The organism is Morganella morganii, assembly GCF_019242955.1.
Classification (GTDB): domain Bacteria; phylum Pseudomonadota; class Gammaproteobacteria; order Enterobacterales; family Enterobacteriaceae; genus Morganella; species Morganella sibonii.
The window spans coordinates 1,331,216-1,356,671 of sequence record NZ_CP066129.1; the positions used below are offsets into that span (position 1 = coordinate 1,331,216).

The 25,456-nt window shown below is 50.8% G+C and carries 17 protein-coding genes; 11 read left to right on the top strand and 6 right to left on the bottom strand.

What is annotated here, in order from left to right:
- Positions 1-134 precede the first annotated feature (134 nt).
- From cmoM to mukB, 4 genes are read left to right on the top strand one after another with little or no spacing between them, the layout of a single operon-like run.
- Positions 135-923, top strand: a complete 789-nt coding sequence (gene cmoM, locus JC793_RS06065) for a tRNA uridine 5-oxyacetic acid(34) methyltransferase CmoM (RefSeq protein ID WP_107678443.1) — start codon at positions 135-137, stop codon at positions 921-923.
- Positions 916-2,241 carry a chromosome partition protein MukF gene (mukF, locus tag JC793_RS06070; protein ID WP_046893852.1) on the top strand — a complete coding sequence of 442 codons (1,326 nt, stop codon included), beginning with the start codon at positions 916-918 and terminating at the stop codon, positions 2,239-2,241. Before cmoM ends, mukF begins: the two co-directional genes overlap by 8 nt.
- Positions 2,222-2,959: a chromosome partition protein MukE gene (mukE, locus tag JC793_RS06075; protein ID WP_046893853.1), complete on the top strand. Its 738-nt coding sequence runs from the start codon at positions 2,222-2,224 to the stop codon at positions 2,957-2,959. Before mukF ends, mukE begins: the two co-directional genes overlap by 20 nt.
- On the top strand, positions 2,956-7,443 hold the full coding sequence (mukB, locus tag JC793_RS06080) for a chromosome partition protein MukB (protein WP_218427814.1): 4,488 nt from the start codon (positions 2,956-2,958) through the stop codon (positions 7,441-7,443). The genes mukE and mukB overlap by 4 nt, the downstream gene beginning before the upstream one ends.
- 65 nt (positions 7,444-7,508) lie before the next feature.
- Here the strand turns inward: mukB and JC793_RS06085 are convergent, their stop codons facing one another.
- Positions 7,509-8,186 (bottom strand): hydrolase, encoded by a 678-nt coding sequence (locus tag JC793_RS06085; RefSeq protein ID WP_218427816.1) that lies wholly within the window; start codon positions 8,184-8,186, stop codon positions 7,509-7,511.
- Between the two features lie 278 nt (positions 8,187-8,464).
- Between JC793_RS06085 and aphA the strand changes: the two genes are divergently transcribed.
- The 4 genes from aphA to JC793_RS06105 all read left to right on the top strand — a co-directional run bounded on the left by aphA (position 8,465) and on the right by JC793_RS06105 (position 12,916).
- Positions 8,465-9,178 (top strand): acid phosphatase AphA, encoded by a 714-nt coding sequence (gene aphA / locus JC793_RS06090; RefSeq protein ID WP_046893856.1) that lies wholly within the window; start codon positions 8,465-8,467, stop codon positions 9,176-9,178.
- Between the two features lie 314 nt (positions 9,179-9,492).
- The gene (ldtD, locus tag JC793_RS06095; RefSeq protein WP_166707335.1) at positions 9,493-11,226 is read left to right on the top strand and encodes a L,D-transpeptidase; all 1,734 of its coding nucleotides are present in this window, start codon (positions 9,493-9,495) and stop codon (positions 11,224-11,226) included.
- A gap of 455 nt (positions 11,227-11,681) precedes the next feature.
- Positions 11,682-12,230, top strand: a complete 549-nt coding sequence (gene mepK, locus JC793_RS06100; RefSeq protein WP_046893857.1) for a peptidoglycan L,D-endopeptidase MepK — start codon at positions 11,682-11,684, stop codon at positions 12,228-12,230.
- A 38-nt stretch (positions 12,231-12,268) separates the two neighbouring features.
- A complete protein-coding gene (locus JC793_RS06105) occupies positions 12,269-12,916 on the top strand; it encodes an MBL fold metallo-hydrolase (RefSeq protein ID WP_166707336.1) in 648 nt (215 codons plus the stop codon).
- 56 nt (positions 12,917-12,972) lie between these two features.
- On the opposite strand, the gene JC793_RS06110 is transcribed toward JC793_RS06105, so the two are convergent.
- From JC793_RS06110 to pncB, 5 genes are all read right to left on the bottom strand, one after another.
- Positions 12,973-13,833 (bottom strand): hypothetical protein, encoded by an 861-nt coding sequence (locus JC793_RS06110; RefSeq protein ID WP_166707337.1) that lies wholly within the window; start codon positions 13,831-13,833, stop codon positions 12,973-12,975.
- 101 nt (positions 13,834-13,934) lie between these two features.
- Positions 13,935-15,125, bottom strand: coding sequence for an amino acid aminotransferase (locus JC793_RS06115; RefSeq protein WP_046893860.1), 1,191 nt, complete (start codon positions 15,123-15,125; stop codon positions 13,935-13,937).
- A 237-nt stretch (positions 15,126-15,362) separates the two neighbouring features.
- Positions 15,363-16,463 (bottom strand): porin, encoded by a 1,101-nt coding sequence (locus tag JC793_RS06120; RefSeq protein WP_166707339.1) that lies wholly within the window; start codon positions 16,461-16,463, stop codon positions 15,363-15,365.
- Positions 16,464-16,756: 293 nt separating this feature from the next.
- The gene (gene asnS / locus JC793_RS06125; RefSeq protein ID WP_046893862.1) at positions 16,757-18,157 is read right to left on the bottom strand and encodes an asparagine--tRNA ligase; all 1,401 of its coding nucleotides are present in this window, start codon (positions 18,155-18,157) and stop codon (positions 16,757-16,759) included.
- Between the two features lie 225 nt (positions 18,158-18,382).
- Positions 18,383-19,597, bottom strand: coding sequence for a nicotinate phosphoribosyltransferase (gene pncB, locus JC793_RS06130; RefSeq protein WP_052926155.1), 1,215 nt, complete (start codon positions 19,595-19,597; stop codon positions 18,383-18,385).
- A gap of 274 nt (positions 19,598-19,871) precedes the next feature.
- Between pncB and pepN the strand changes: the two genes are divergently transcribed.
- From pepN to pyrD, 3 genes are all read left to right on the top strand, one after another.
- Complete coding sequence (gene pepN, locus JC793_RS06135) at positions 19,872-22,490, top strand: aminopeptidase N (protein WP_218427818.1); 2,619 nt, start codon at positions 19,872-19,874, stop codon at positions 22,488-22,490.
- Between the two features lie 435 nt (positions 22,491-22,925).
- Entirely contained in the window at positions 22,926-24,146 is a 1,221-nt protein-coding gene (locus tag JC793_RS06140) for a TPM domain-containing protein (RefSeq protein WP_218427821.1), read from the top strand.
- A gap of 204 nt (positions 24,147-24,350) precedes the next feature.
- Positions 24,351-25,361: a quinone-dependent dihydroorotate dehydrogenase gene (pyrD, locus tag JC793_RS06145; RefSeq protein WP_046893866.1), complete on the top strand. Its 1,011-nt coding sequence runs from the start codon at positions 24,351-24,353 to the stop codon at positions 25,359-25,361.
- The last annotated feature ends 95 nt before the right edge of the window (positions 25,362-25,456 follow it).

The window sequence follows — 25,456 nt, forward strand, 5'->3', positions numbered from 1 at the left end:
CGTCTGTGACACAATAGTTACCGACTTTGCATATTGCACTGCTCTGCCCGGCAATACAATTGAAGATAGCCGGATCGCGCGGGAAACCGCCGCAAACTGACCCGAAATATCCCCCGGAACTGATACAGGTTTTCATGGTTGATCGTAATTTTGACGATATCGCGGAAAAATTCACCCGCAATATCTATGGCACAACAAAAGGGCAAATCCGCGAAGCTGTGGTCTGGCAGGATCTGGACGCCTTACTGACACGGCTGAAGCCGGGTCCGCTGCGCATTCTCGATGCAGGCGGCGGTGACGGCTTTTTCTCCCGCCGTCTGGCTGCGCTGGGGCATCAGGTGGTATTGTGCGACCTGTCAGAAGAGATGATTGCCCGTGCACAACAGGCCGCGCAGGATGATGGTGTGGCAGAAAATATGTCCTTTATTCATTGTGCGGCACAGGATATCGCACTTCACACTGAGGGGGCGTTTGATCTGGTATTATTTCATGCCGTTTTGGAGTGGATCACAGATCAAAAAGGTGCAATTGAAGCACTGACCGCTATAATAGCGGGCGGTGGTGCATTATCGTTAATGTTTTACAATGCGAACGGACTTGTGATGCGAAATGCGATATTAGGCAATTTTCATCTGGCAACTCCGGAAATTCAGCGCCGCCGCAAGCGTTCGTTATCGCCGCAGAATCCCCTTGTGCCGGAACAGGTTTATCAGTGGCTGGATGATTGCTGTCTGACTATTGAGGCAAAAACCGGTGTGCGGGTTTTCCATGATTATCTGCAGAGCCGCCAGTTACAAAACCGTGATTTCCCGGCGCTGCTGGCACTGGAGCAACGCTATTGCCGTCAGGAGCCTTATATCAGCTTAGGCCGTTATATTCACGTTATGGCACGAAAACCGATCAGAAGGATGGACAATGAGTGAGTTTACCCAAACAGTCCCGGAGCTCGTGGCATGGGCGCGAAAGAATGATTTCTCTATCGCACTGCCGCCGGAACGGCTGGCTTTTTTACTGTCTGTTGCCGTGCTCAACAGTGAGCGCATCGACGGTGAAATGAGCGAAGGGGAACTGGTGGATGCCTTCCGTGAAGTCTGCAAAGGCTTTGAACAGACCACCGAATCTGTCGCGGTGCGTGCAAACAATGCCATCAATGATATGGTACGCCAGAAAATATTTAACCGTTTTACCAGCGATTTATTTGAAGGTAATGCGATTTACCGTCTGACCCCGCTCGGGATCGGCATCAGTGATTATTATATCCGTCAGCGTGAGTTTTCCTCACTGCGTTTATCCATGCAGCTTTCCATTGTGGCCGGTGAACTGAGCCGCGCGGCAGATGCCGCCGAAGAGGGCGGGGATGAATATCACTGGCACCGTAATGTGTTTGCCCCGCTGAAATATTCAGTGGCGGAAATTTTTGACAGTATTGATATGTCGCAGCGCATTATGGATGAACAGCAAAACGGCGTGAAAGACGATATCGCCAAACTCCTGAACCAGGACTGGCAGGCCGCGATTGCCAACTGTGAGCAGCTGTTATCCGAAACCTCTCTGACGCTGCGGGAATTGCAGGATACCCTCGAAGCCGCCGGTGACAAATTGCAGGCAAACCTGCTGCGCATCCAGGACGCCAATATGAATACCACCACCGGATCTGAGCTGGTGGATAAACTGATTTTTGATTTGCAGGCCAAGCTTGACCGTATTATCAGCTGGGGCCAGCAGTCTATCGATTTATGGATCGGCTATGACCGCCATGTCCATAAATTTATCCGTACCGCCATCGATATGGATAAAAACCGTATTTTCTCGCAGCGTCTGCGCCACTCTGTTCAGCACTATTTTGATTCGCCGTGGGCACTGAATGTCGCCAATGCGGATCGCCTGCTGGATATGCGTGATGAGGAGATGGCACTGCGTGATGACGAAGTGACCGGGGAATTACCGCCGGATCTGGAATATGAAGAGTTCAGCGAGGTCAACGAGGAACTGGCGGCCATGATGGAAAGCGCGCTGGCGGTGTATAAAGCACAGGCGAAACCGCTGGATCTGGGTGCGGTTCTGCGTGATTACCTCGCGAAATATCCGCGGAGCCGTCAGTTTGATGTGGCACGGATTATCGTGGATCAGGCCGTCCGCCTCGGGGTCGCCGATGCCGATTTCTCGGGCATTCCGGCGGAATGGTCAGCAATTAATGAATACGGAGCAAAGGTGCAGGCACATGTCATCGACACATATTGAACAATTTATGTCAGCAAAGCTGGCTCAGGCACTTGCCAACAACCTTTTTCCGGAACTTGACAGCCAGTTACGCGCCGGCCGCCATATCGGCGTGGATGATCTGGATAATCACGCCTTTCTGATGGATTTCCAGGATGAACTGGAAGGTTTTTACGCCCGCTATAATGTGGAACTGGTTCGTGCACCGGAAGGGTTCTTCTATCTGCGTCCGCGTTCCACTACGCTGATCCCGCGCTCTGTCTTATCCGAACTGGAAATGCTGGTCGGGAAAGTGTTGTGCTATCTGTATCTCAGCCCGGAGCGCCTGGCCAACCAGGGTATTTTCTCCACAGCAGAACTCTATGAGGAACTGCTGTCACTGGCGGATGAAGCCAAATTGCTGAAAGTGGTGAATAACCGCTCCACCGGGTCTGACCTGGACAAACAAAAATTACTGGAAAAAACCCGTGGTGCGCTGAACCGTCTGCGCCGCCTGGGTATGATCACATTTGTTGCTGCGGATAACAGCCAGTTTGTGATTGCCGAGTCGGTTTTCCGCTTCGGTGCGGATGTCCGCAGCGGGGATGATCCGCGTGAGGCACAACTGCGTCTTATCCGTGACGGTGAGGCTCAGTCTCTTGCGGAAGAAGAAAAACATCCGCGCCCTGAGGATCAGGACGATGATAATGAAGAATCTGAAAATGACAACGCGACGGATGAAGCGGAGGATGAAGAATGATTGAACGTGGTAAATTCCGCTCGCTCACGTTAGTCAACTGGAACGGCTTTTTTGCGCGCACTTTTGATCTGGATGAGCTGGTCACCACCTTATCCGGCGGTAACGGTGCCGGTAAATCCACCACCATGGCGGCGTTTATTACCGCTATGATCCCGGATTTAACCCTGCTGCACTTCCGTAACACCACCGAAGCCGGGGCAACATCCGGTTCCCGTGATAAAGGTCTGCACGGTAAACTGCGTCCGGGCGTGTGTTATGCCATGCTGGATGTGGTGAACTCCCGCCATCAGCGTGTGCTGGTGGGTGTGCGACTTCAGCAGATTGCCGGACGTGATAAAAAAGTCGATATCAAATCCTTTATGATTCAGGGATTGCCGACACAATACTCCCCGACACAGATTGTCAGCGAACAACTGGCTGAACGTCAGGTGCGGGTACTGCCGCTGAATGATCTGAAAGCACGCCTTGAGGATATCGAAGGTGTGCAATTCAAACAGTTTAACTCGATTACGGATTACCACTCGGTTCTGTTTGAACTGGGGGTTATCCCGAAACGCCTGCGTTCTGCGGGTGACCGCAGCAAATTCTACCGCCTGATTGAGGCCTCTCTGTACGGCGGTATCTCCAGTGCCATTACCCGTTCTCTGCGCGACTATTTACTGCCGGAGAACAGCGGAGTGCGTAAAGCGTTCCAGGATATGGAGGGGGCACTGCGCGAAAACCGTATCACACTGGAAGCTATCCGCGTTACGCAGTCTGACCGCGACCTGTTCAAACACCTGATCACCGAAGCGACCGCGTATGTTTCCGCGGACTATATGCGTCACGCCAATGAGCGCCGTGTGCATATCGATCAGGCACTGAATGTGCGCCGTGAACTGCTCGGCAGCCGTAAACAGCTGATCAGCGAACAGTTCCGCCAGGTGGAAATGTCCCGCGAACTGGCAGAGCAGACAGCGTCATCGGCTGATCTGGAAACCGATTACCAGGCGGCGAGTGATCACCTGTCTCTGGTACAGACAGCGATGCGTCAGCAGGAAAAAATTGACCGCTATCAGGCCGATGTGGAAGAGCTGACATTCCGTCTGGAAGAACAGACTGAAGTGGCGGAAGAAGCGGCAGAACAGCTGGCAGAATATGAAGAACGCAACCATGTTGCGGAAGAGGAAGTGGATGAACTGAAAAGCCAGCTGGCCGATTACCAGCAGGCACTGGACGTTCAGCAGACCCGCGCCATTCAGTATCAGCAGGCATTACAGGCACTGGAACGCGCCAAAGCCGTGTGTCAGCTGCCGCAGCTGGATATTGATTCACTGGATGAATGGCTGGAAACCTTCCGCGCCCGCGAAGAGCAGGCAACCGAATCCCTGTTAGGGCTTGAGCAGAAAATGAGTGTGGCACAGGCTGCACACAGTCAGTTCTCTCAGGCGTATGAGCTGGTGAAATCCGTTGTGGGTGAAGTCAGCCGCAGCGAAGCATACCAGACTGCCCGTGAATTACTGCGCGACCTGCCGTCACAGCAGATGATGGCTGACCGTGTACAACCGCTGCGTCAGCAGTTATCAGAACTCGAACAGCGCCTGCACAGTCAGCACAATGCACAGAAATCGCTGGATGATTTCTGCAAGCGCATCGGGCAGCAGATTGAGGCGGACGGGCTGGATGACATGCTGATGACCCTTGAGGCGCAGCAGGAAAGCCTGAGTGTCAGTGTCAGTGAAAGCGGTGAGCGCCGCATGGAAATGCGCCAGCAGGCAGAACAGCTGAAGCAGCAGATCCAGTCGCTGACCGTCAAAGCGCCGGCCTGGCTGGCGGCACAGGAAGCACTGACACAACTGTGTGAACAGTCACATGAAACGTTCACCAGCACCAATGATGTTACCGAATATATGCAGCAGTTGCTGGAGCGTGAGCGCGAAGTCACTGTTGAGCGTGATGAAATCGCGCTGAAAAAAGCACAGCTGGAAAAAGATATTGAGCGGCTCAGTCAGCCGAGCGGTGCGGAAGACGGCCGTATGCTGGGACTGGCGGAGCGTTTCGGCGGTATATTACTGTCCGAAATCTATGATGACATCACCATTGATGACGCACCGTATTTCTCGGCCCTGTACGGTCCGGCACGCCATGCGATTGTGGTACCTGACCTCAGTGCTGTGCGCCCGATGCTGGATGCGCTCGATGATTGCCCGGAAGATCTCTATCTGATTGAAGGGGACCCGCAATCCTTTGATGACAGTGTCTTCACCACCGAAGAGCTGGAACGTGCCGTGCTGGTACGCAGCACCGATCGCCAGTGGCGTTATTCCCGCTTCCCGTCAGTGCCGCTGTTCGGCCGTGCGGCGCGGGAAAATCAGCTGGCGGTGCTGGAGCATGAACGGGATGAGCTGGCAGAACGTCTGGCAACGCTCTCCTTTGATGTCCAGAAAATGCAGCGTGCCCACCAGGCATTCAGCCGTTTCGTCGGTAAAAATATCTCTGTGGCCTTTGAGGCTGATCCGGAAGCGGAAATCCGCACACTGAATCAGCGCCGTAATGAGCTGGAGCGGGAACTGGCGCAGTTTGAGGATCAGACTGCCGTTGCCCGTCAGCAGTACGCGCAGGTCAAAGAAAATCTGAGCATCCTGAACCGCCTGATCCCGAATACGGCTCTGCTGCTTGATGAAACACTGGCGGATCGTGCGGATGAGATCCGCGATGCACTGACCGATGCACAGGAGTCTGCCCGCCATATCCAGCAGTACGGCACGGCACTGCGTAAGCTGGAACCGATGGTTGCTGTTCTCCAGAGTGATCCGGAGCAGCACGAAGCGCTGATCCGCGATTATGAAAACGCGAAACAGGTTCAGCAGCAGGCACGTCAGCAGGCGTTTGCCCTGGAAGAGGTCGCACAGCGCCGTCAGCACTTTAATTACGGCGAATCTGCCGGCATGCTGACAGAAAATGCTGATCTCAACGACAAACTGCGTCAGCGTCTGGAACATGCGGAATCTGATCGTACCCGCAGCCGTGAAATGCTGCGCCAGCAGCAGACCAAATGTGCGGAGTTCAACCAGGTACTGGCCTCACTGCGCAGTTCGTATGAAACTAAATCAGACATGCTGCGCGAACTTGAGCGTGAAATGAGCGAGATTGGTGTTCAGGCGGATGCCAATGCGGAAGAGCGTGCCCGCGTACGTCGTGATGAACTGTACAATCAGGTCAGCCATAACCGTGCCCGTATCAATCAGCTGGAAAAACAGCTGGGGATCGGGGAATCGGAAATGGACAACCTGCAAAAACGCCTGCGTAAAGCGGAACGTGATTACCAGCAAATCCGTGAACAGGTGGTTACCGCCAAAGCGGGCTGGTGTGCCGTGATGCGGATGGTGAAAGAGAGTGGTGTTGAGCGCCGCCTCCACCGCCGTGAACTGGCCTATGAAGATGCCGATACACTGCGTTCTATGTCGGATAAAGCGCTCGGGGCACTGCGCCAGGCGGTGGCGGATAACGAGCATCTGCGTGATGCGCTGCGTCTGTCCGAAGATCCGAAGCGTCCGGAACGCAAAGTACAGTTCTTTATTGAAGTGTACCGCCACCTGCGCGAACGTATCCGTCAGGATATTATCAAAACGGATGATCCGATCGACGCCATCGAACAGATGGAAATCGAGCTGGCCCGTCTGACTGACGAACTGACCGCCCGTGAACAGAAACTGGCGATCAGCTCGAAAAGTGTGGCCAATATCATCCGCAAAACCATTCAGCGTGAACAGAACCGTATCCGCATGCTCAACCAGGGGTTGCAGGCTGTGGCATTCGGTCAGGTCAAAGGTGTGCGTCTGAATGTCAATATCCGTGAAAGTCACGCAATACTGCTGGATGTCTTATCTGAAGAGCACGAGCAGCATCAGGACTTGTTCGCCAGCCAGCGCCTGACTTTCTCGGAAGCGATGGCGAAACTCTATCAGCGCCTGAACCCGCAGGTGGATATGGGGCAGCGTCTGCCGCAGACCATCGGTGAGGAACTGCTGGATTACCGTAACTACCTTGAGCTGGAAGTGGAAGTCAACCGTGGTTCAGATGGCTGGCTGAAAGCCGAGAGCGGGGCGTTATCCACCGGTGAGGCGATTGGTACCGGTATGTCGATTCTGGTGATGGTGGTGCAGAGCTGGGAAGAAGAATCCCGCCGTCTGCGCAGCAAAGATATTTCACCGTGCCGTCTGCTGTTCCTGGATGAAGCAGCACGTCTGGATGCAAAATCTATCGCCACGCTGTTTGAACTGTGTGATCGCTTACAGATGCAGCTGATCATTGCGGCCCCGGAAAATATCAGTCCGGAAAAAGGCACGACGTACAAACTGGTGCGTAAAGTCTTCAACAATCAGGAACATGTGCATGTGGTGGGACTGCGCGGCTTCGGCCAGCCGGAACCAACGCTGGCATTACCTGAACCGGTGACAGAAGATGAGAACGACGGGGAAAACGGGGAAGAAGAGCAGGATTAATTCTTTCCTCCGGGGTTTTCTCTGAAACGGATGAGCGTATTACTGCGCTCATCCGTTTTTTTATATCAGCGCTGTGAATCTAAAATCTCGTTGTTATTCACAACATCCTGCGCTTTGGTATAGCTCTCAATCAGTAACTGATAGGCCGGGAAAATCTGCGTGTACGCCTGTGCCCATTCTGCCGCATCGGCGCGGTTCCAGGTTTTTTGCAGTTCAGAGGCGACCGCGGCGGTATCCATCGGTACAACACCCGCCTGGACAACGCGTGCCAGCGTAATTTCCTGCGCCATTTTGGTATAGGTGCCGGAAGCATCAATCACCGCAAATACCTGATAGCCGTCGGCTACGGCACTGATAGCCGGGAATGCCATACAAACGCTGGTGATTGTACCGGCAATAATTAACTGTTTTTTACCCGATGCTTTCACTGCGGCCACAAATTCCGGGTTATCCCAGGCATTAATTTCACCTTTACGCGCAATATACTGAGCATGCGGCGCATTCTGATGAATTTCCGGGATCAGCGGGCCATTCGGACCCTGCGGAACGGAGGCGGTGGTGATCACCGGGATATTGGCGAGTGTTGCCATTTTTGCCAGTACGGCGGCTCTGGCGCGTAATTCCGTCATCGGCATATCGCCGACAGTCTGGAACAGTCCGCTCTGATGATCGATTAACAGCATCAGTGCATCATCAGGATTAATAACAGGACGCTGACCATTAAAGTTTGCCGGAATACTCATTTTAAGACCCTCGTTTATGATAATTTGAACATTATTTTTGTTTAAACAGGGTGTTTATCAGAAACACTCTGTTGTGCGGATTAAAATTAATGCATAAGCGAAAGTCTGAGTAGTGCGGATATTGATAAACAATGTTCTGAATTCAGAACAATCAGGCGGGGATCTGATGCTATCAGGAGGCAGTATTCCTCACAGTGTGATCTGAATAACGTTAATATGAAACAGGAATAGTTAGATTTTCACTCCGCGTGATCGACACAGAAAATTAAGGATACACAATGCGTAAACTGACCCTCACCCTGAGTGCTCTGGCACTCGCTCTGAGCCTCAACAGTGTGGCTGATGCCAAAGTATACATGCCGGAAAAAGTCAGTGACGGCGTGACAGCGGCTCAGCTGGCACAGCAGCATGCCATTCACTGGATTTCGGTTGAACAAATTGAAGAGAGTCTGAAAGGGCAGCCGCCGATGGCGGTGGGCTTTGATATTGATGACACCGTCTTATTTTCAAGCCCGGGTTTTTACCGCGGTAAACTGGAATACTCCCCGAACGATTTCAGTTATCTGAAAAACCCGGAATTCTGGGAAAAAATGAATAATGAGTGGGATAAATTCAGCATGCCGAAAAAATCCGGTATGGATCTGGTGCAAATGCATCTGAAACGTGGCGACACCGTGTATTTCATCACCGGACGCAGCAAAACCAAAACAGAAACAGTGACTAAATACGTGCAGGAAGGGCTGCGCATCCCGGCGGATAAAATGAATCCGGTTATTTTTGCCGGTGATGAGGAAGGGCAGAATAATAAAGTCAGCTGGATGCGTGATCACAAACTGAAAATTTATTACGGTGATGCGGATGCGGATATTGCCGCGGCCCGTGAACTGAACATCCGGGGGATCCGGGTATTACGTGCATCAAATTCCTCTTATCAGCCACTGCCGAAAGCCGGTCAGTTCGGCGAAGAAGTGGTTATTAATTCCGAATATTAATTATCATCTGCCGGTCATCTAACAACGCCGCCGGGGTGCGGCGTTGTTTGTCTCTTTTTATCTGTGCAAAAACAGCGAATGAGATGTATTTCAGATATCCTGCAACGGCTGTTTATGTAAATAGTACAGTGTATTCATCTTAAAAAGGCGTATTTGCGCCTTTTTTCTACGATTTTTTCGTTATCCTATTTTCAATTATTCTCTGACAGGTAAAATCAGCAGGGAAGTCATTTACACGATGTATTTACTATACTGATCATAAGTATTAACAATTGTCCGGAACAGACATAATAAAAAAATAAGAGAGGGATGTTATGGTGACGGGAGTTAAAAAAGTTGTTCCCATTTCCGCCATGATAGGAACACTGTTACTGACGCCGGTTTCGTGGGCTTCAACAGCTCCGGTAACGCATCTGACAGAAGCAGATGCCAAAGTGGAAAACCTGAAAGTATTTTCACAATCGCCTGAAAATACAGAAACGCAGCCCGCAGAACCGGTGGCCGGTGTGACTGCACTGCCCCTGAACGATGTCGCTGACAGTATCCGCCGTGAAGTCCCGGCGGCAACACCATTACTTTATACCGATACACTGACAAACATTTATGCGGAACATCAGCTGAAGCCGCTGTGGACCGATGAAAAAGCACGTCTGTCTCTGGAAAATCAGCTGGCGGAAGCCGCACTTGCCGGATTTCAGCCGCAGTTTACTGCCTGGCTGAATGCACTGGCACAGCCGGATCTGACCCCGCTGGCACGGGATATGATTTTAACCGATGCTGCGCTGGGTTATCTCTATTACCTGGACAATGTCGGCACCAAAGGCGATAAATGGCTGTACGGCGCCCGTCCGTTCACATTTTCGGCTGTCAGTGAACCATCACTGGCGCGGCTGAATACGGCGGCACATAACGGCACGCTGGCCGCATTTACCGATACGCTGCTGCCGGCGAATAAGATGTATCAGCCGATGCGTAAAGCGATGCTGACGCAACTGGCCGACACCGCGCCGTGGCCGGAAATGGTGATTAACCGGACACTGCGCCCGGGAGAAAGTCATGAATCTGTCGGCGCACTGCGGGAAATCCTGCACCGTTTTAATCTGATCTCAGCCAATGACATGATGAGCGCCGGTGCAGCGTATGATAAAACGCTGGTGGCGGCGGTTAAGGAGTTTCAGTTACAGCACGGGCTGGAAGCCGATGGTGTCATCGGTAAACAGACCCGCGAATGGCTGAATAAAACACCACAGATGCGGGCGGCCATAATGGCGGTGAATATTCAGCGTCTGCGTATCACGCCTGACAATCAGCCGACAGCTATCCTGGTGAATATTCCGGATTTCTCACTGTATTTCTATGTGGATAATAACCTGATTCTGGAATCCAGAACGATTGTCGGCCGTTCGGAACGCAAAACGCCGATTATGTCCAGCGCGTTGAATAATGTGGTGATCAACCCGCCGTGGACAGTACCGCCGACCATGAGCCGTCAGGATATTGTGCCGCGCGGCAGGGCTGATCCAAGCTATTTCAGCAGCCGGGGTTATACTATTTATAACGGATGGAGTAATAATGCGTCGGTGATCGACCCGTACAGTATTGACTGGAGTGTTATTACACCGTCAAACTTCCCGTACCGGATCACTCAGGCACCGGGGCCGTCCAACTCACTGGGCCGTTATAAATTCAATATGCCGAACTCAGAGGCAATTTATCTGCACGATACACCGAATCACAGCCTGTTTAATAAAAATATGCGGGCTATCAGTTCCGGTTGCGTCCGGGTGAATAAAGCCAAAGATCTCGCGGCGATCCTCCTTGGTGATGCCGGATGGAACGAAACCCGTGTGGATGGTGCACTGAAAGCGGGCAGTACCCGTTATGTCTCTATCCCGAACCGGATTCCGGTTTATCTCTATTATCAGACTGCCTGGGTCAATGCGGAGAATATCCCGCAATATCGCGCGGATATTTACCGCTACGATGACAGCAGTCTGAAAGGTATTGATAAATTAACGGATATCACACCGTTCCTGATAAAAAGCTGAACATATTAAGCCGCTTGTTTATTATCAATAAGCGGCTTTTTTCTTATATTAATATAATTAAAAATTAATGATTATTCGGTTTAAATAATTTCATGTATAACGTTGTACCTCCCATACTATTAATTAACTGAAAGTGATGACAGGGCATCGCCCGGCAAAGGCTTGCTGCGTGTGACATGGCGGATGTACACCTCTGATGTTCATAAATGTCGTCCGGATTTACTTTCTGAGTAAAAATATGCTTTTTTATTTGACTCCGGCGGTATGAATCGGTAAAAAATAGATGGTCAGTTTTGTTTATTGCTGTTTTTTCCCATTTCGACATAAATATTGAAATAACCTGACGGAAATTTACAGAAATAGACAAAACCGATCCGCTGCGGGTCTGAACGGTGAACACAATTATCGCTGTCCGGCCATGTTATATTTAATCAGATAAAGAGTGATTACCGTCAATGGATATAATTGATAACGACCGCCGTAAATGGCTGGGATTTGGTGCGGCGGCGCTGGGGCTGGCTTTATTACCGAATCACGCTTTTGCATCCCTGACTACACCCCGGCCGAAGATTTTACGTTTTGAAAACCTCAATACCGGTGAATTTTTAAAAGCAGAATTTTTTGACGGTAAACGTTATAACCGCTCTGAACTGGCCCGCCTGAACAAACTGTTCCGCGATCACCGCAGCAATAAAGTCAAAACCATTGATCCGCACCTGTTTGACCAGATGTATCTGTTACAGGTCATGATGAACATTAATAAACCAATCCAGCTGGTTTCCGGGTATCGCTCACTGGTGACCAATAACCAGTTGCGTAAAACCACCTCCGGTGTGGCGAAGAAAAGCTATCACACCCGCGGCCAGGCGATGGATTTCCGTATTCCCGGTATTCAGTTAAGTCAGGTCCGCAAAGCGGCTATGAAAATGCGGGCAGGCGGTGTGGGATATTATCCGTCCAGTAATTTTGTTCATATGGATACAGGACCGGTCAGAACGTGGTAATCTGTTGTTATTACCCGCATTAACCGGAGTTTTGTGTCATGCAATATCATATTATTCCTGTCACCGGCTTTATGCAGAATTGCACCCTGATTTGGTGCGATGAAACAAAAGCCGCTGCCATTGTCGATCCCGGCGGTGAAGCACCGCGTCTTATCCGTGAAATTGAACAACGCGGCCTTAAACTGGAAAAAATTCTCCTGACGCACGGTCATTTTGATCATGTCGGTGCAACCGCAGATGTGGCAGAGCACTTTAATGTGCCGATCGTCGGCCCGCAAAAGGAAGATGCATTCTGGATCGACGGGCTGACTCAGCAGAGTCAGATGTTTGGTGTGGAACCATGCCGTGCATTTACACCGGATCAGTGGCTGGAAGAGGGCGATAAAGTCACTGTCGGTAATATTGAACTGGATGTGCTGCATTGTCCCGGCCATACTCCCGGCCACGTGGTCTTTGTTGATAAGCAGGATAAACTGATTTCAATGGGGGATGTGCTGTTCAGAGGCGGTGTCGGCCGCAGTGACTTCCCGCGTGGTAACCATCAGGATCTGATCAGTTCGATTAAAGACAAAATTCTGCCGCTGGGCGATGAATACCGCTTTATTCCCGGTCACGGGCCGATGTCCACACTCGGGGAAGAGCGTCGTACCAATCCGTTCTTACAGGACGAACCGCCGGTCTGGTGAGTGACATCTGGTGAGTTACACCATGGTGAAAGGTGCCTGACGTTGTCAGGCATTTTTTATGATCCGGGTTTCAGATAGTCATCAAAATATGCGGCTGCTTTTTCAGTATCAATGCTGAGATTACCTTTCCAGCCCGCCCAGGGCATTTCCATATCCGAGCGGCCTTTTGTATTCTTCAGCTGATTCTCTGCGATAGTAATATCACCGAAGTCAGTCCATTGACTGAGAGACAATGCCAGGAACTGATTCGGGATCACACCTGTTAATGCCAGTGACTGTAAGATCCCCCGCAGGGTATGGCGATCACCGGCTATCAGTTTCGATGTTTTAAGCCGCTTTTCGAACTGGCCGGGCGTTTCATCCTCCGGTGCGCTGTGCAGCATATCCAGTAACTGTCTGAATACCGCTTTATCCTGCTCTGTCGGCATGACCGGCTCTGTGGTCAGCAGATGACTCAGATTCAGATAAGCATACAGTGCGGTACTGCTGTATGCGTTTCCGTAATACAGGCAATACTGGAAATAGCTGTCATTAATGTATTTGGCAGTATCGTGATCACTGCAAACCCAGCAACAGGCATATTGTGGTTTTTCCAGGTAAGCATGTGCGGGCAGGGTATGCAGCTTATGAAAAGCACTTAATACTGAGCGCCCCCGCAGATAACTGCCGCCGACACCGGCAATAAACGCGGAGATACACCGCTCCCGGGTTAATGCCGTGTTGTTTTTCAGGCTGTGCAGACGGGCGATAATGTCATCATGGCTGCTGAAACTGACGATATTGTTCGCCTGCCAGCCGGATTGTGATAAAAGTGTCTGATCTTTTTCAGATAATGTCTGTGTATCATAAACAGAAACCTGTCGTTTGCCGTCATAACGGCCATTGTCATATTTATACAGCTTGCGTAAAACCCGCATTATTTTCTGCACAGGCAACCTTATATTATCAGGAACAGATAAAACAAAGCCCCCGGCCGGAAGCCGGGGGCTTTATCAGAAGCAGAATGTCTGCTGAGAAATTACAGTACCGCGACGATGGCTTCGCACAGCGGAACCATATTTTCCAGAGTCAGACCGGCAACGTTGATACGACCGGAGCTGACGGCATACACCGCATATTCATCACGCAGGCGCGCAACCTGTTCTTTGGTCAGGCCGCTGAAAGAGAACATACCGTTCTGGCGGATAATAAAGCTGAAGTCCTGCTTCGCGCCTTTTTCCTGAAGTGTGTTCACAAAGAGCTGACGCATACGCTTGATACGCTCGCGCATGGTAGTCAGTTCCTGAATCCACTCTTCTTTCAGCTCCGGATCAGACAACACGGTTGTCACAACGGCACCACCGTGTGACGGCGGGTTAGAGTAGTTGGTACGGATCACAATTTTGATCTGGCTGAACGCGCGATCGGCGGTATCCGGATCAGCCGCAACCAGGGTGCAGGCACCGACACGCTCATTGTACATGCCGAAGTTTTTAGAATAAGAGCTGGCGACCAGCATCTCAGGGTGGGATTCAGCGAAAATACGCAGCCCCTGAGCATCTTCATCCAGACCGGCCGCAAAGCCCTGATAAGCAAAGTCGAAGACCGGCAGCAGACCTTTTTCTTTTACCAGAACAGATAACTGAGCCCATTGTTCAGCAGTCGGGTCAATACCGGTCGGGTTATGGCAGCAGCCGTGCAGCAGGATCACATCACCGGCCTGTGCCGCTTCGAGGCTTGCCAGCATGCCACCGAAATCAAGCGCATGATTTTCGGCGTCATAGTAATTGTAACTGCAGATTTCCAGACCGGCACCGGCAAAGATACCGTTGTGGTTAGGCCAGGTCGGGTTGCTGATCCAGACACGTTTTGCGCTGGTTTGCTTAGCAATAAAATCAGCCGCGATACGCAGTGCACCTGTACCACCCGGTGCCTGTGCGGTACGGGCGCGTTTGGCGGTGATAATGTCACTGTTATCACCAAACAGCAGTGCCTGAGTCACCGTACCGAATTCAGGTATCCCGGTGATAGGCAGGTAGTTTTTTGTGGTTTCATTATCCAGCAGATACTTTTCCGCTTTTTTAACACAGCTCAGTACCGGTGTTTTACCGGTTTCATCTTTATAAACACCAATACCTAAATTGATTTTGTTTTCACGTGGGTCCTGACGGAAGCTGTCAGCCAGACCTAAGATCGGGTCGGCAGGCGCGGCAGTAATATTCTCAAACATAGTTGTTGATCCCAATAGTATCTGATAGTGCGGATAAGAGGACTGTCACAAGGTTATCAGGTTAACTCCCTGTAAATCATTTGCCAACTGTTTACAGAAAAAAGACGAAGATCTTGTGAAGTGGGTGACGTCCTGTTGAGGTTTGCATGAAAATGCATCACAAAACGCGTTAAACAGATAACAAAAAACCCACGGCAAGCCGTGGGTTTCGGTATTCATATTCAGCGTAAAGCTAAATCAGAACTGGTAAGTCAGACCTAAACCAACAACATCACCGGTGTTGATTTTGTTGCTGCGGGTGAAGTCATCGTTGTCCAGCAGGTTGATTTTATAATCAATGACTGCAGACATGTTTTTGTTGAAGTAGTAGTAAGCACCCAGGTCGATGTATTTAACCAGGTCTTCGCTGCCTTTTGAACCGTTTTCCAGGTCTTTACCTTTAGACTGCAGGTAAGCGATGGATGGACGCAGACCGAAGTCGAACTGGTACTGTGCTACTAATTCGAAGTTCTGAGTTTTGTTAGCGATGGTGTTTGCTTCGCCGTATTTGGTCATGTTACGGGTTTCACCGTACAGAGCGGCCAGGTATACGTTGTTAGCGTCGTATTTAGCACCGAAATCCCATGCTTCAGCACGTTTACCTTCAGCACCGAACAGGCCTTGCTGCTGTGGAATAGTACGTGCAGAGTTAGAGTAACCACCACCCAGAGTCACGCCCCAGCCCAGGTCGTAAGCGGTAGAGAAACCGTAACCGTCGCCGTTAGATTTAGCACCTTTCTGTGCTTCGATTGAGTTTTCGTCGTTAGCACCCTGGTACTGCAGAGCGAAGCTCAGGCCATCAACGTAACCGAACATATCGCTGTTGCGGTAAGTCAGCAGGTTGTGGTTACGACCGGTCATGAATACGTCGGTCTGTGCCATGGTGTCGCCACCGAACAGTGGCAGGACGTCGGTCCATGCTGCAGTGTCATATACCACACCGTAGTTACGGCCGTAGTCGATTGAACCGAATTCAGCGAATTTGAAACCAGCGTAAGCTAAACGAACTTTATTAGGGTTCTCGCCTTCAACGTTGTTGGTTTTGATTTCATTTTCGAAACGACCGAAACCGGTCAGCTGGTCAGTGATCTGAGTTTCACCTTTGATGCCGAAACGAACGCGTGAATCGTCGCCATCTTCTTTAGAGCCGTTGTCATCAGACTTAGCGAACATGTGACGAACGTCAACTTTACCGTACAGGTCTACTTTGTTGCCGTCTTTGTTGTAGATTTCAGCTGCGTTTGCTGCACCAGCAACTAACAGAGCCGGGATAACCACTGCAAGAATATTGCGTTTCATTATTATTACCCTCATTGGTGTTATTCGGACACCTGCCACTGCCAGAAATAGTTCTGAAAAAAATTTGGAACTATTTATGAGAGTTTAGTGTCGTCTGTGTCGGCGACCAGTGTTCCATTGGTAAAATATTTTATCTACCCTGAAAGTGCTACAAAAACGAAGAATCTGTAACAAATGGCAAAAAAGTATTTCAAAATGTAAATAATTGGGAGCTTTTTGAACAGTCAGAACCACAGGCATAAAAAAAGCCGACCTGATGGCCGGCTTTTTACATTCAATATTTTTGATGGAAATCAGAATGTGGCGCTGCGCGGGGTCCGCGGGAACGGGATGGTTTCACGGATATTTGAGACGCCCGTCACATATGACACCAGACGCTCAAAACCCAGACCGAAACCGGCGTGCGGCACAGTGCCGTAGCGGCGCAGATCACGGTACCACCAGTAATCTTCTTTGTTCATACCCAGTTCATCAAAGCGGGCATCGAGTTTGTCCAGTCGCTCTTCACGCTGTGAACCCCCGATAATTTCACCGATTCCCGGTGCCAGGACGTCCATCGCGGCCACGGTTTTGCCATCTTCGTTTTCGCGCATATAGAATGCTTTGATCGCTTTAGGGTAGTTTTTAACGACCACAGGCGCTTTGAAGTGCTCTTCCGCCAGGTAGCGCTCGTGCTCAGAGGACATATCCACGCCCCAGTACACGTCGTTTTCAAAGGTTTTGCCGCAGTTTTCCAGGATTTTGATCGCGTCGGTGTAATCAACCTGTGCAAAATCGGAAGTGACAAAACGCTCCAGGCGTTCGATGGCTTCTTTATTAATACGCTCAGCAAAGAATTCGAGATCATCGCGGCGTTCTTCCAGAACGGCTTTGAAGACAAATTTCAGCATGGCTTCGGCCAGACCGGCCACGTCATCCAGATTTGCAAACGCCACTTCCGGCTCAACCATCCAGAATTCCGCCAGGTGGCGGCTGGTGTTGGAATTTTCCGCACGGAACGTCGGGCCGAAGGTGTAGATTTTGCTCAGCGCAGAGGCATAAGCTTCACCGTTCAGCTGACCGGATACGGTCAGGAATGCTTCCTGGCCGAAAAAGTCTTCACTGAAATCCACTTCGCCTTTATCGTTGCGCGGCAGATTGTGGAAATCCAGCGTGGAGACACGGAACATTTCACCGGCACCTTCGGTGTCAGAGGTGGTGATAAGCGGGGTGGATACCCAGAAGAAACCCTGCTCGTCGAAGAAACGGTGTAATGCCTGGGATAAAGTATGACGGACACGGGTAACCGCGCCAATCAGGTTGGTGCGCGGACGCAGGTGCGCCACTTCACGCAGATACTCGACAGAGTGGCGTTTTGCCGCCATCGGGTAGGTATCCGGATCATCAACCATACCGACAACACGAACCTGTGTGGCATGGATTTCAAAACTTTGTCCCTGACCCGGGGAAGCAACCACTTTCCCGGTAACTTCAACAGAACAGCCCGCCGTTAAATGAAGCACTTCATCATTATAATTAGGTAAATTATTTTCGATGACGGCCTGTACCGGATTAAAGCAGGAACCGTCGTAGACGGCGAGGAATGAGATCCCGGCTTTTGAATCTCTCCTTGTACGGACCCAACCCTGTACTGTGACTTCGCTGTCAACAGGTACACGGCCTTGCAGTACATCGACCACAGGCGCTATGCTCATAGTTGAAACTCTCTCTTCTTATATATAGGTCTGTTACACGCGTTACCCGCCATCTTCTGAGATGTGAGTAACAGAATAGTCATCAGTTGCCGTCAAACGGGCAATCTCACTATGTTACTTGCTCACTGTCAGGAAACAAGCAGAAATTGGGGGTCAGCAGCCCGAAAAACAGAAAAAATAACCGTCTTTTTCTGTTCTCCGGGGGTATCTGTATAAAAGAGAGGATCAGCAGGCGCGCTGAACGTGGGGAATATCAAAAGCGCGGCGCAGTTTATCGACAAATTCATCATCTTCACAGATGGTTTTGCCGGGGCTGTCGGAGAGTTTGGCGACCGGTTTCCCGTTACATTCCACCAGCTTGATAACAATATTCAGCGGCTCGACATCCGGGATGTTGCAGGTCAGGCGGGTGCCGATACCGAACACCAGGTTGATCCGGTCACAGAAATGGGCATAGAGCGCGAGGGCTTTGCGGAAATCCAGGTTATCGGAGAAGACCAGCGTTTTGCTCATCGGGTCGATACCCAGCTTTTCATAGTGAGCAATCGCTTTTTCACCCCATTCAACCGGATCCCCGGAATCGTGGCGCAGACCCTGATAAGCACGGGCAAACGGGACATCGAAATCGCGCAGGAAGGCATCCATGGTGATGCAGTCTGTCAGCGCAACACCCAGCTGATCCGGATATTCATCAAGCCAGGTCTGGAGAGCGGCGCGCTGGCTGTTGGCCAGTTCCGCACTGATCTGCTGATGTGCCTGGAACCATTCGTGTGCCTGGGTGCCGACCGGCTCCAGATCGAGTTTTTCTGCCAGCAGGTAATTACTGGTGCCGACCAGATACGGGAAATGCTGCTTCAGTTCCGTGACAATCGCTTTCTGGACATCATAAGAGAAACGGCGGCGGGTGCCGAAGTCCATCAGTTTAAAGCGGCTGAGGTCGATCCCTGCCTGTTCCGCATCCTGATAAAAGCGTGTCACCAGTTCGCGCAGACGGATAACGGCATCTTCCGGCGTTACCTGCGGTGATTCATGGCGGTGAACGAGTTCACTGATCAGCGCCAGCAGCGGGACTTCCCACAGGATAACTTCCACCCACGGGCCGCTGATACGGATAGCCAGCTGACCGTTGCTGTCACAGCGGATATTTACCTGTGACGGATCAAACCGGAACTGACGGAACCAGGCGAGGTAATCTGCCGAAAAGAACGGCAGGCGGGCCAGATAGTTGTACTCGTCATCACTGACTGACAGCTCTGCCATCATTGCCACCCGCCGGCGCAGTTCATCTGCGTACTGTCCCAGCAGTTTGTTGCTCCGGCAGCGGAATTCCGCGACGACCGGAATTGAGCGGTAATGATGGAACACTGCCTGCTGCATGTGCAGCTTATACGCATCGGTATCCAGCAGTGATGTGATAATTGGGGTTGCTTCTGAATTCATGGCGCTTTCAGCATCCTCACGGAGCAATCAACCTAAACAGGTTATAGCTTACTATTATCTGCGTATAGTAACACGTTATTTCCCCTGTGCGCGATGTTCAGCGGGGAATCACATTATTTGTTAACATTTTATTCATATTTGAGGTTGTACCACACCGCGGGGAAATAAGGGCGTATCACAAACTGCTAAAATTTCGTTTACCACGGCGCCAGAATTATGAGAGCCTAAGAACAGCGTAATTGTAATCATTTAATAAAACAGTGAAGAGAAAACCATGACACAACAGCGGCAGGCGAAGTATCGTCAGGACTATCAGGCTCCTGACTATACCATTACCCATATTGATCTTGATTTTGCGCTCGACCCGCAGACGACAGTGGTGACTGCCGTCAGTCAGGTGAAGCGCCTGAATGATAGTGCCTCAGAGCTGGTTCTTGCCGGTGAGGGGCTGACACTGAAGCAGCTGACCATTGACGGCAAAGTCTGGTCAGATTACCGCGAAGCGTCCGGTTCGCTGCACATTCAGAATGTGCCTGAACAATTTACTCTGCAAATCATTAATGAAATCAGCCCGGCGGAAAATACCGCTCTTGAAGGGCTGTATGTATCCGGTGACGCACTCTGCACGCAGTGTGAGGCGGAAGGTTTCCGTCATATTACGTATTACCTTGACCGTCCGGATGTGCTGGCGCGTTACACCACCCGTATCACGGCGGATAAAGCCCGCTATCCGTATCTGTTATCCAACGGTAACCGGATTGATGCCGGGGAATCCGGGGATAAACACTGGGTAAAATGGGAAGATCCGTTCCCGAAACCAAGCTATCTGTTCGCACTGGTGGCCGGTGATTTTGACGTGCTGCGCGATACCTTTATCACCCGCAGCGGCCGTGATGTGGCGCTGGAACTGTTTGTCGATAAAGGCAACCTTGATCGCGCCGGCTGGGCGATGACCTCCCTGAAAAATGCCATGAAATGGGACGAGGAGCGCTTTGGTTTCGAGTATGACCTCGATATCTATATGATTGTGGCTGTCGATTTCTTTAATATGGGCGCAATGGAGAACAAAGGGCTGAACGTCTTTAACTCCAAATATGTGCTGGCGAAGAATGAAACGGCGACAGACAAAGACTATCTCGGGATTGAATCTGTTATCGGTCATGAATATTTCCATAACTGGACCGGTAACCGTATCACCTGCCGTGACTGGTTCCAGCTCAGCCTGAAAGAGGGGCTGACCGTTTTCCGTGATCAGGAGTTCAGTTCTGACCTCGGCTCGCGTCCGGTTAACCGGATCAATAATGTCCGTGTTATGCGCGCGGCGCAGTTTGCCGAGGATGCCGGTCCGATGGCGCACCCGATCCGTCCGGATAAAGTCATTGAGATGAATAACTTCTATACACTGACCGTGTATGAGAAGGGTTCTGAAGTGATCCGCATGATCCACACCCTGCTCGGCGAAGAGCAGTTCCAGGCCGGGATGCAGCTTTATGTCCACCGTCATGACGGCAGCGCCGCGACCTGCGATGATTTTGTGCAGGCGATGGAAGATGCATCGAATGTCGATCTCACTCTGTTCCGCCGCTGGTACAGCCAGTCCGGCACACCTCTGGTGACTGTACGTGACAGTTATGATGCGGATAAAAAACAGTATCAGCTGCATGTGACCCAGATGACCCCGCCGACACCGGATCAGCAGGACAAACAGCCGCTGCACATTCCGTTTGATATTGAACTGTACGGCAGTAACGGTGATGTGATCCCGCTTCGCCATGAAGGGGAGCCTGTTCATTCAGTACTGAATATTACCCGTGATGAACAAACCTTCACGTTTGATGATGTCAGTGAAAAACCGGTGCCGTCGCTGTTCCGCGAATTCTCCGCGCCGGTGAAAGTGGATTATCCGTATACGGATGCACAACTGGCGTTCCTGATGCAGCATGCCCGCAATGAATTTGCCCGCTGGGATGCCGCACAGTCTCTGCTGGCATTACATATAAAGGAAAACATCCGCCGTTATCAGGCCGGTGAAGACTTACAGTTACCGGAAGCGGTGACAGATGCTTTCCGCGCGGTACTGCTGGATGAACAGATTGATCCGGCACTGGCGGCTCAGATTCTGACACTGCCGTCAGAAACCGAGGTTGCGGAGTGGTTCCCGGTTGCGGACCCGGATGCGGTCAATGCCGTCATGACCTTTATCGCAGATACATTTGCCCGTGAACTGGCAGACGAGCTGTATGCGGTGTATGTCAGCATGAAAACCGGGGCATACAAAATCGATCATGCGGATATTGCAAAACGCGATCTGCGTAATGTCTGCCTGGGCTATCTGGCGCTGGATGAAGACACCGCGCAGGCGGATAAGCTTGTGTCACAGCAGTATACGCAGGCCGATAATATGACCGATTCCCTGGCGGCACTGACGGCAGCGGTGAAGGCGGCGCTGCCGTGCCGCGATAAACTGCTGGCGGATTATGACAACAAATGGCACCGGGATGGTCTGGTGATGGATAAGTGGTTTATTCTTCAGGCCACCCGTCCGGATGCGGATGTGCTGGCTAATGTGAAATCACTGCTCAGCCACCGTTCCTTTACCATGGCGAACCCGAACCGGGTGCGTTCACTGGTCGGTGCGTTTGTGATGAATAACCCGAAAGCGTTCCATGATAAGTCCGGTAAAGGCTATGAGTTCCTGGCGGAGATCCTCTGTGATCTGAACAGCCGTAACCCGCAGGTGGCATCACGTCTGATCGAGCCGCTGATCCGCCTGAAACGTTATGACGATAACCGTCAGAGCAAAATGCGTGATGCACTGCTGCGTCTGAAAGGACTGGACAATCTGTCCGGTGATCTGTTTGAGAAAATCACCAAAGCACTGGGTGAGAACTGATCATTTTTTGCGGATAAAGGAGCGATAGCGGGCAGAAAAACGAAAAGCATGCGCGTCATGGATGACGCGCCTGAGCGTACAGGGATGTATTTACAGCGACTTTTCGTTTTGCCCGCTGTCAGCGACTTCTCTGAAGCTGATACAGACAAAACACCTCTCAGGAGGTGTTGAGATTGCTGACAAAGCAGGATAAAACGTGGTTTTTCCTGCTTTGTGTTATCAGCCGAAAATCAATAAATTGATTTTCCTGGTTTATTTTTACAACCTCTGTCGGTCGTCGCCAATCCCTGCGGGTTTGTCAACGGCCTGAACACCTCTCCGGAGGTGTTTTTTTTGCACTGCAATACATTGTCACAGTAACAGAGCGTTATTTTTAACCATATACGGTAAACTCAGATTAATTGACGACCTGTATATAAAAGAAAGGATTTCGGGATGAGAAATAACATAAACCGGTTCAGTGGCTGGTTGCAGGGAGTATTCTCCCTGTTTTTGTTGCTTTTTGCGGTAACAGCGGTTGCTCAGACGGAGACATTTCCCCGTATGCAGGGCGCGGTCACTGATACCGCCGGGTTGCTTACTGCCGGTGAACGCAGCGGCATTGAACAGAAACTGAATTCCCTGCGGGAACGGACCGGTGCTCAGATTGCAGTACTGACCGTGAAGACGACCGGATCACGTGATATTGAAAGCTACGCAGAGAAAGTCTTTAACCAGTGGCGGCTGGGGCGTATCAGTATTGATGATGGTATTTTATTGCTGGTGGCTGCGGATGATCGCGCGATGCGGATTGAGGTCGGGTACGGGCTGGAAGGGGCGGTCAGTGATGCGGCGGCAAACCGTATCCTTAATGATTATTTCATTCCGAATTTTAAAATGGGAAATTATGCCGGTGGTATTAATGATACCGTCGATGCCCTGATTGCCAAAGTCCGTAATGAACCGCTGCCACCAGTCACCACTCCGGCATTCTTTATCGCCAAACAGGCAGAGCCCATCGGCTGGATTGATATTGTCCTCGGTGTGGTACTGGCGGCGAGTGCGTATTTGTGGGTGGCTTTTCTGTATGGCATGGTGAAGCGTTTTAAACTGAAAGCGGCGATCCCGATCGCTATTATTCTTTATCTGACCTGGTACGCCGGCGGTTTTAATAACCCGGCCGGAAACGGTATCCATTTCGGGGAAGATTTTCTCTACACGGAATTACCGCGCTGGAGTCAGTTCCTGTTCCTGAAAATTCTACCGTTCTGGCTGGTTATCGTCCTCACCTTTACGATGTTTATCGCAGTCGTTTTCCTGTTTCTGCTCTGTCTGGGCGGGGCAATCTGGCTGATCGGAAAAGTGGTGAAAACACCGAAAATGCGTATGGCCATCGGCTTCGGTGCTTTTGGGACGCTTTTCGGGTTTATTTTCGGTTTGTCGTTCGGCGGAAGCCTGATTTTTGCGCTGTTGTGCGGGGGCGGATTAGGTCTGTTTATGGGCATCGGCAACTATCTCGGCATTGTTAAATCCGGTGGCGGTGGCGGAGGTGGTCGTGGTGGTCGCGGCGGGGGAAGCAGCGGCGGCGGTTACAGCGGCGGCAGCCGGAGCAGCAGCCGATCCTCATCCGGTGGCGGCGGACGCAGCGGCGGCGGCGGGGCATCCGGCCGCTGGTAATCTGAGAATCAATGACGCACAGAAAATGTGCGTCATTTACTGCGTAAAAAAGCCGTGCAGAACGGACGCATTTCACCTATTATAGCCGCCTGAGATAGGCTCCCGCTGTTTCAGCTATGATTCACGACCTATTTTGTTACAGAGAAATTGCCCGGTACGGCGTGTTGTGCCGAAAACACATATCTATAGCAAAAGGTATTTAAGATGTATTATCCGCTAGTCAGGAAGGCCCTGTTCCGCCTTGATCCGGAACGCGCCCACGAATTCACCTTTCATCAGCTTAAACGTCTTTCCCGCTCTCCTTTCCGTTTTCTTATTCAGCAGCATGTCGCCACCAAACCCGTTCAGTGCATGGGACTCTCATTTAAAAACCCGCTCGGATTAGCCGCCGGTCTTGATAAAGACGGTGAATGTATCGAAGCGTTTGATGCAATGGGTTTTGGTTTTGTTGAGGTCGGTACGGTCACACCAAAACCACAGCCGGGGAATGATAAACCACGTCTGTTCCGTATTGTGGAAGCAGAGGGGTTAATTAACCGGATGGGATTTAATAATCTCGGGGTTGATAACCTGGTTGAGAATATTAAACAGGCCCGTTTCGGGGGCATCCTGGGCATTAATATCGGCAAAAATAAAGATACGCCGGTTGAGCAGGGTAAAGATGACTATCTGATTTGTATGGATAAAGTATATACCCACGCCGGGTATATCGCTGTTAATATCTCATCACCGAATACACCGGGATTACGGACACTGCAATACGGCGATATGCTGGATGATCTGTTGTCAGCAATAAAAATAAAGCAGCAGGAGTTGCATCAGAAGCACGGAAAATATGTGCCGGTCGCGGTAAAAATTGCCCCTGATTTAACAGAAGAAGAATTAATTCAGGTTGCTGACAGCCTGGTTCGTCATAATATTGATGGTGTGATTGCCACGAATACCACATTGGATCGCTCATTAGTGCAGGGATTAAATCACTGTAATGAAACCGGCGGATTAAGCGGTCGTCCGGTACAGAATAAGAGCACCGAAATTATTCGTTTATTATCGAAAGAGCTTAACGGTAAATTACCGGTTATCGGTGTCGGCGGAATTGATTCCCTCGTTGCTGCCCGGGAAAAAATGGAAGCGGGTGCATCATTAATCCAAATCTATTCAGGATTTATCTACCACGGGCCCAAATTAATTAAAAATATTGTAAATTACCTGTAATTTTCACTATTATTCCTGTCAGGGGGTTTATTTTTCCCCCTGTTTCTTCTATATTTTCAGATGTTGCCTGAGAAATTGTCACCGGCAGGCAATGC

Excerpts from the sequence above, each read along its gene's own strand:
- cmoM (WP_107678443.1), top strand. The coding sequence starts at position 135 with ATGGTTGATCGTAATTTTGACGATATCGCGGAAAAATTCACCCGCAAT.
- mukF (WP_046893852.1), top strand. The coding sequence starts at position 916 with ATGAGTGAGTTTACCCAAACAGTCCCGGAGCTCGTGGCATGGGCGCGA.
- mukE (WP_046893853.1), top strand. The coding sequence starts at position 2,222 with ATGTCATCGACACATATTGAACAATTTATGTCAGCAAAGCTGGCTCAG.
- mukB (WP_218427814.1), top strand. The coding sequence starts at position 2,956 with ATGATTGAACGTGGTAAATTCCGCTCGCTCACGTTAGTCAACTGGAAC.
- JC793_RS06085 (WP_218427816.1), bottom strand. The coding sequence starts at position 8,186 with ATGAGTATTCCGGCAAACTTTAATGGTCAGCGTCCTGTTATTAATCCT.
- aphA (WP_046893856.1), top strand. The coding sequence starts at position 8,465 with ATGCGTAAACTGACCCTCACCCTGAGTGCTCTGGCACTCGCTCTGAGC.
- ldtD (WP_166707335.1), top strand. The coding sequence starts at position 9,493 with ATGGTGACGGGAGTTAAAAAAGTTGTTCCCATTTCCGCCATGATAGGA.
- mepK (WP_046893857.1), top strand. The coding sequence starts at position 11,682 with ATGGATATAATTGATAACGACCGCCGTAAATGGCTGGGATTTGGTGCG.
- JC793_RS06105 (WP_166707336.1), top strand. The coding sequence starts at position 12,269 with ATGCAATATCATATTATTCCTGTCACCGGCTTTATGCAGAATTGCACC.
- JC793_RS06110 (WP_166707337.1), bottom strand. The coding sequence starts at position 13,833 with ATGCGGGTTTTACGCAAGCTGTATAAATATGACAATGGCCGTTATGAC.
- JC793_RS06115 (WP_046893860.1), bottom strand. The coding sequence starts at position 15,125 with ATGTTTGAGAATATTACTGCCGCGCCTGCCGACCCGATCTTAGGTCTG.
- JC793_RS06120 (WP_166707339.1), bottom strand. The coding sequence starts at position 16,463 with ATGAAACGCAATATTCTTGCAGTGGTTATCCCGGCTCTGTTAGTTGCT.
- asnS (WP_046893862.1), bottom strand. The coding sequence starts at position 18,157 with ATGAGCATAGCGCCTGTGGTCGATGTACTGCAAGGCCGTGTACCTGTT.
- pncB (WP_052926155.1), bottom strand. The coding sequence starts at position 19,597 with ATGAATTCAGAAGCAACCCCAATTATCACATCACTGCTGGATACCGAT.
- pepN (WP_218427818.1), top strand. The coding sequence starts at position 19,872 with ATGACACAACAGCGGCAGGCGAAGTATCGTCAGGACTATCAGGCTCCT.
- JC793_RS06140 (WP_218427821.1), top strand. The coding sequence starts at position 22,926 with ATGAGAAATAACATAAACCGGTTCAGTGGCTGGTTGCAGGGAGTATTC.
- pyrD (WP_046893866.1), top strand. The coding sequence starts at position 24,351 with ATGTATTATCCGCTAGTCAGGAAGGCCCTGTTCCGCCTTGATCCGGAA.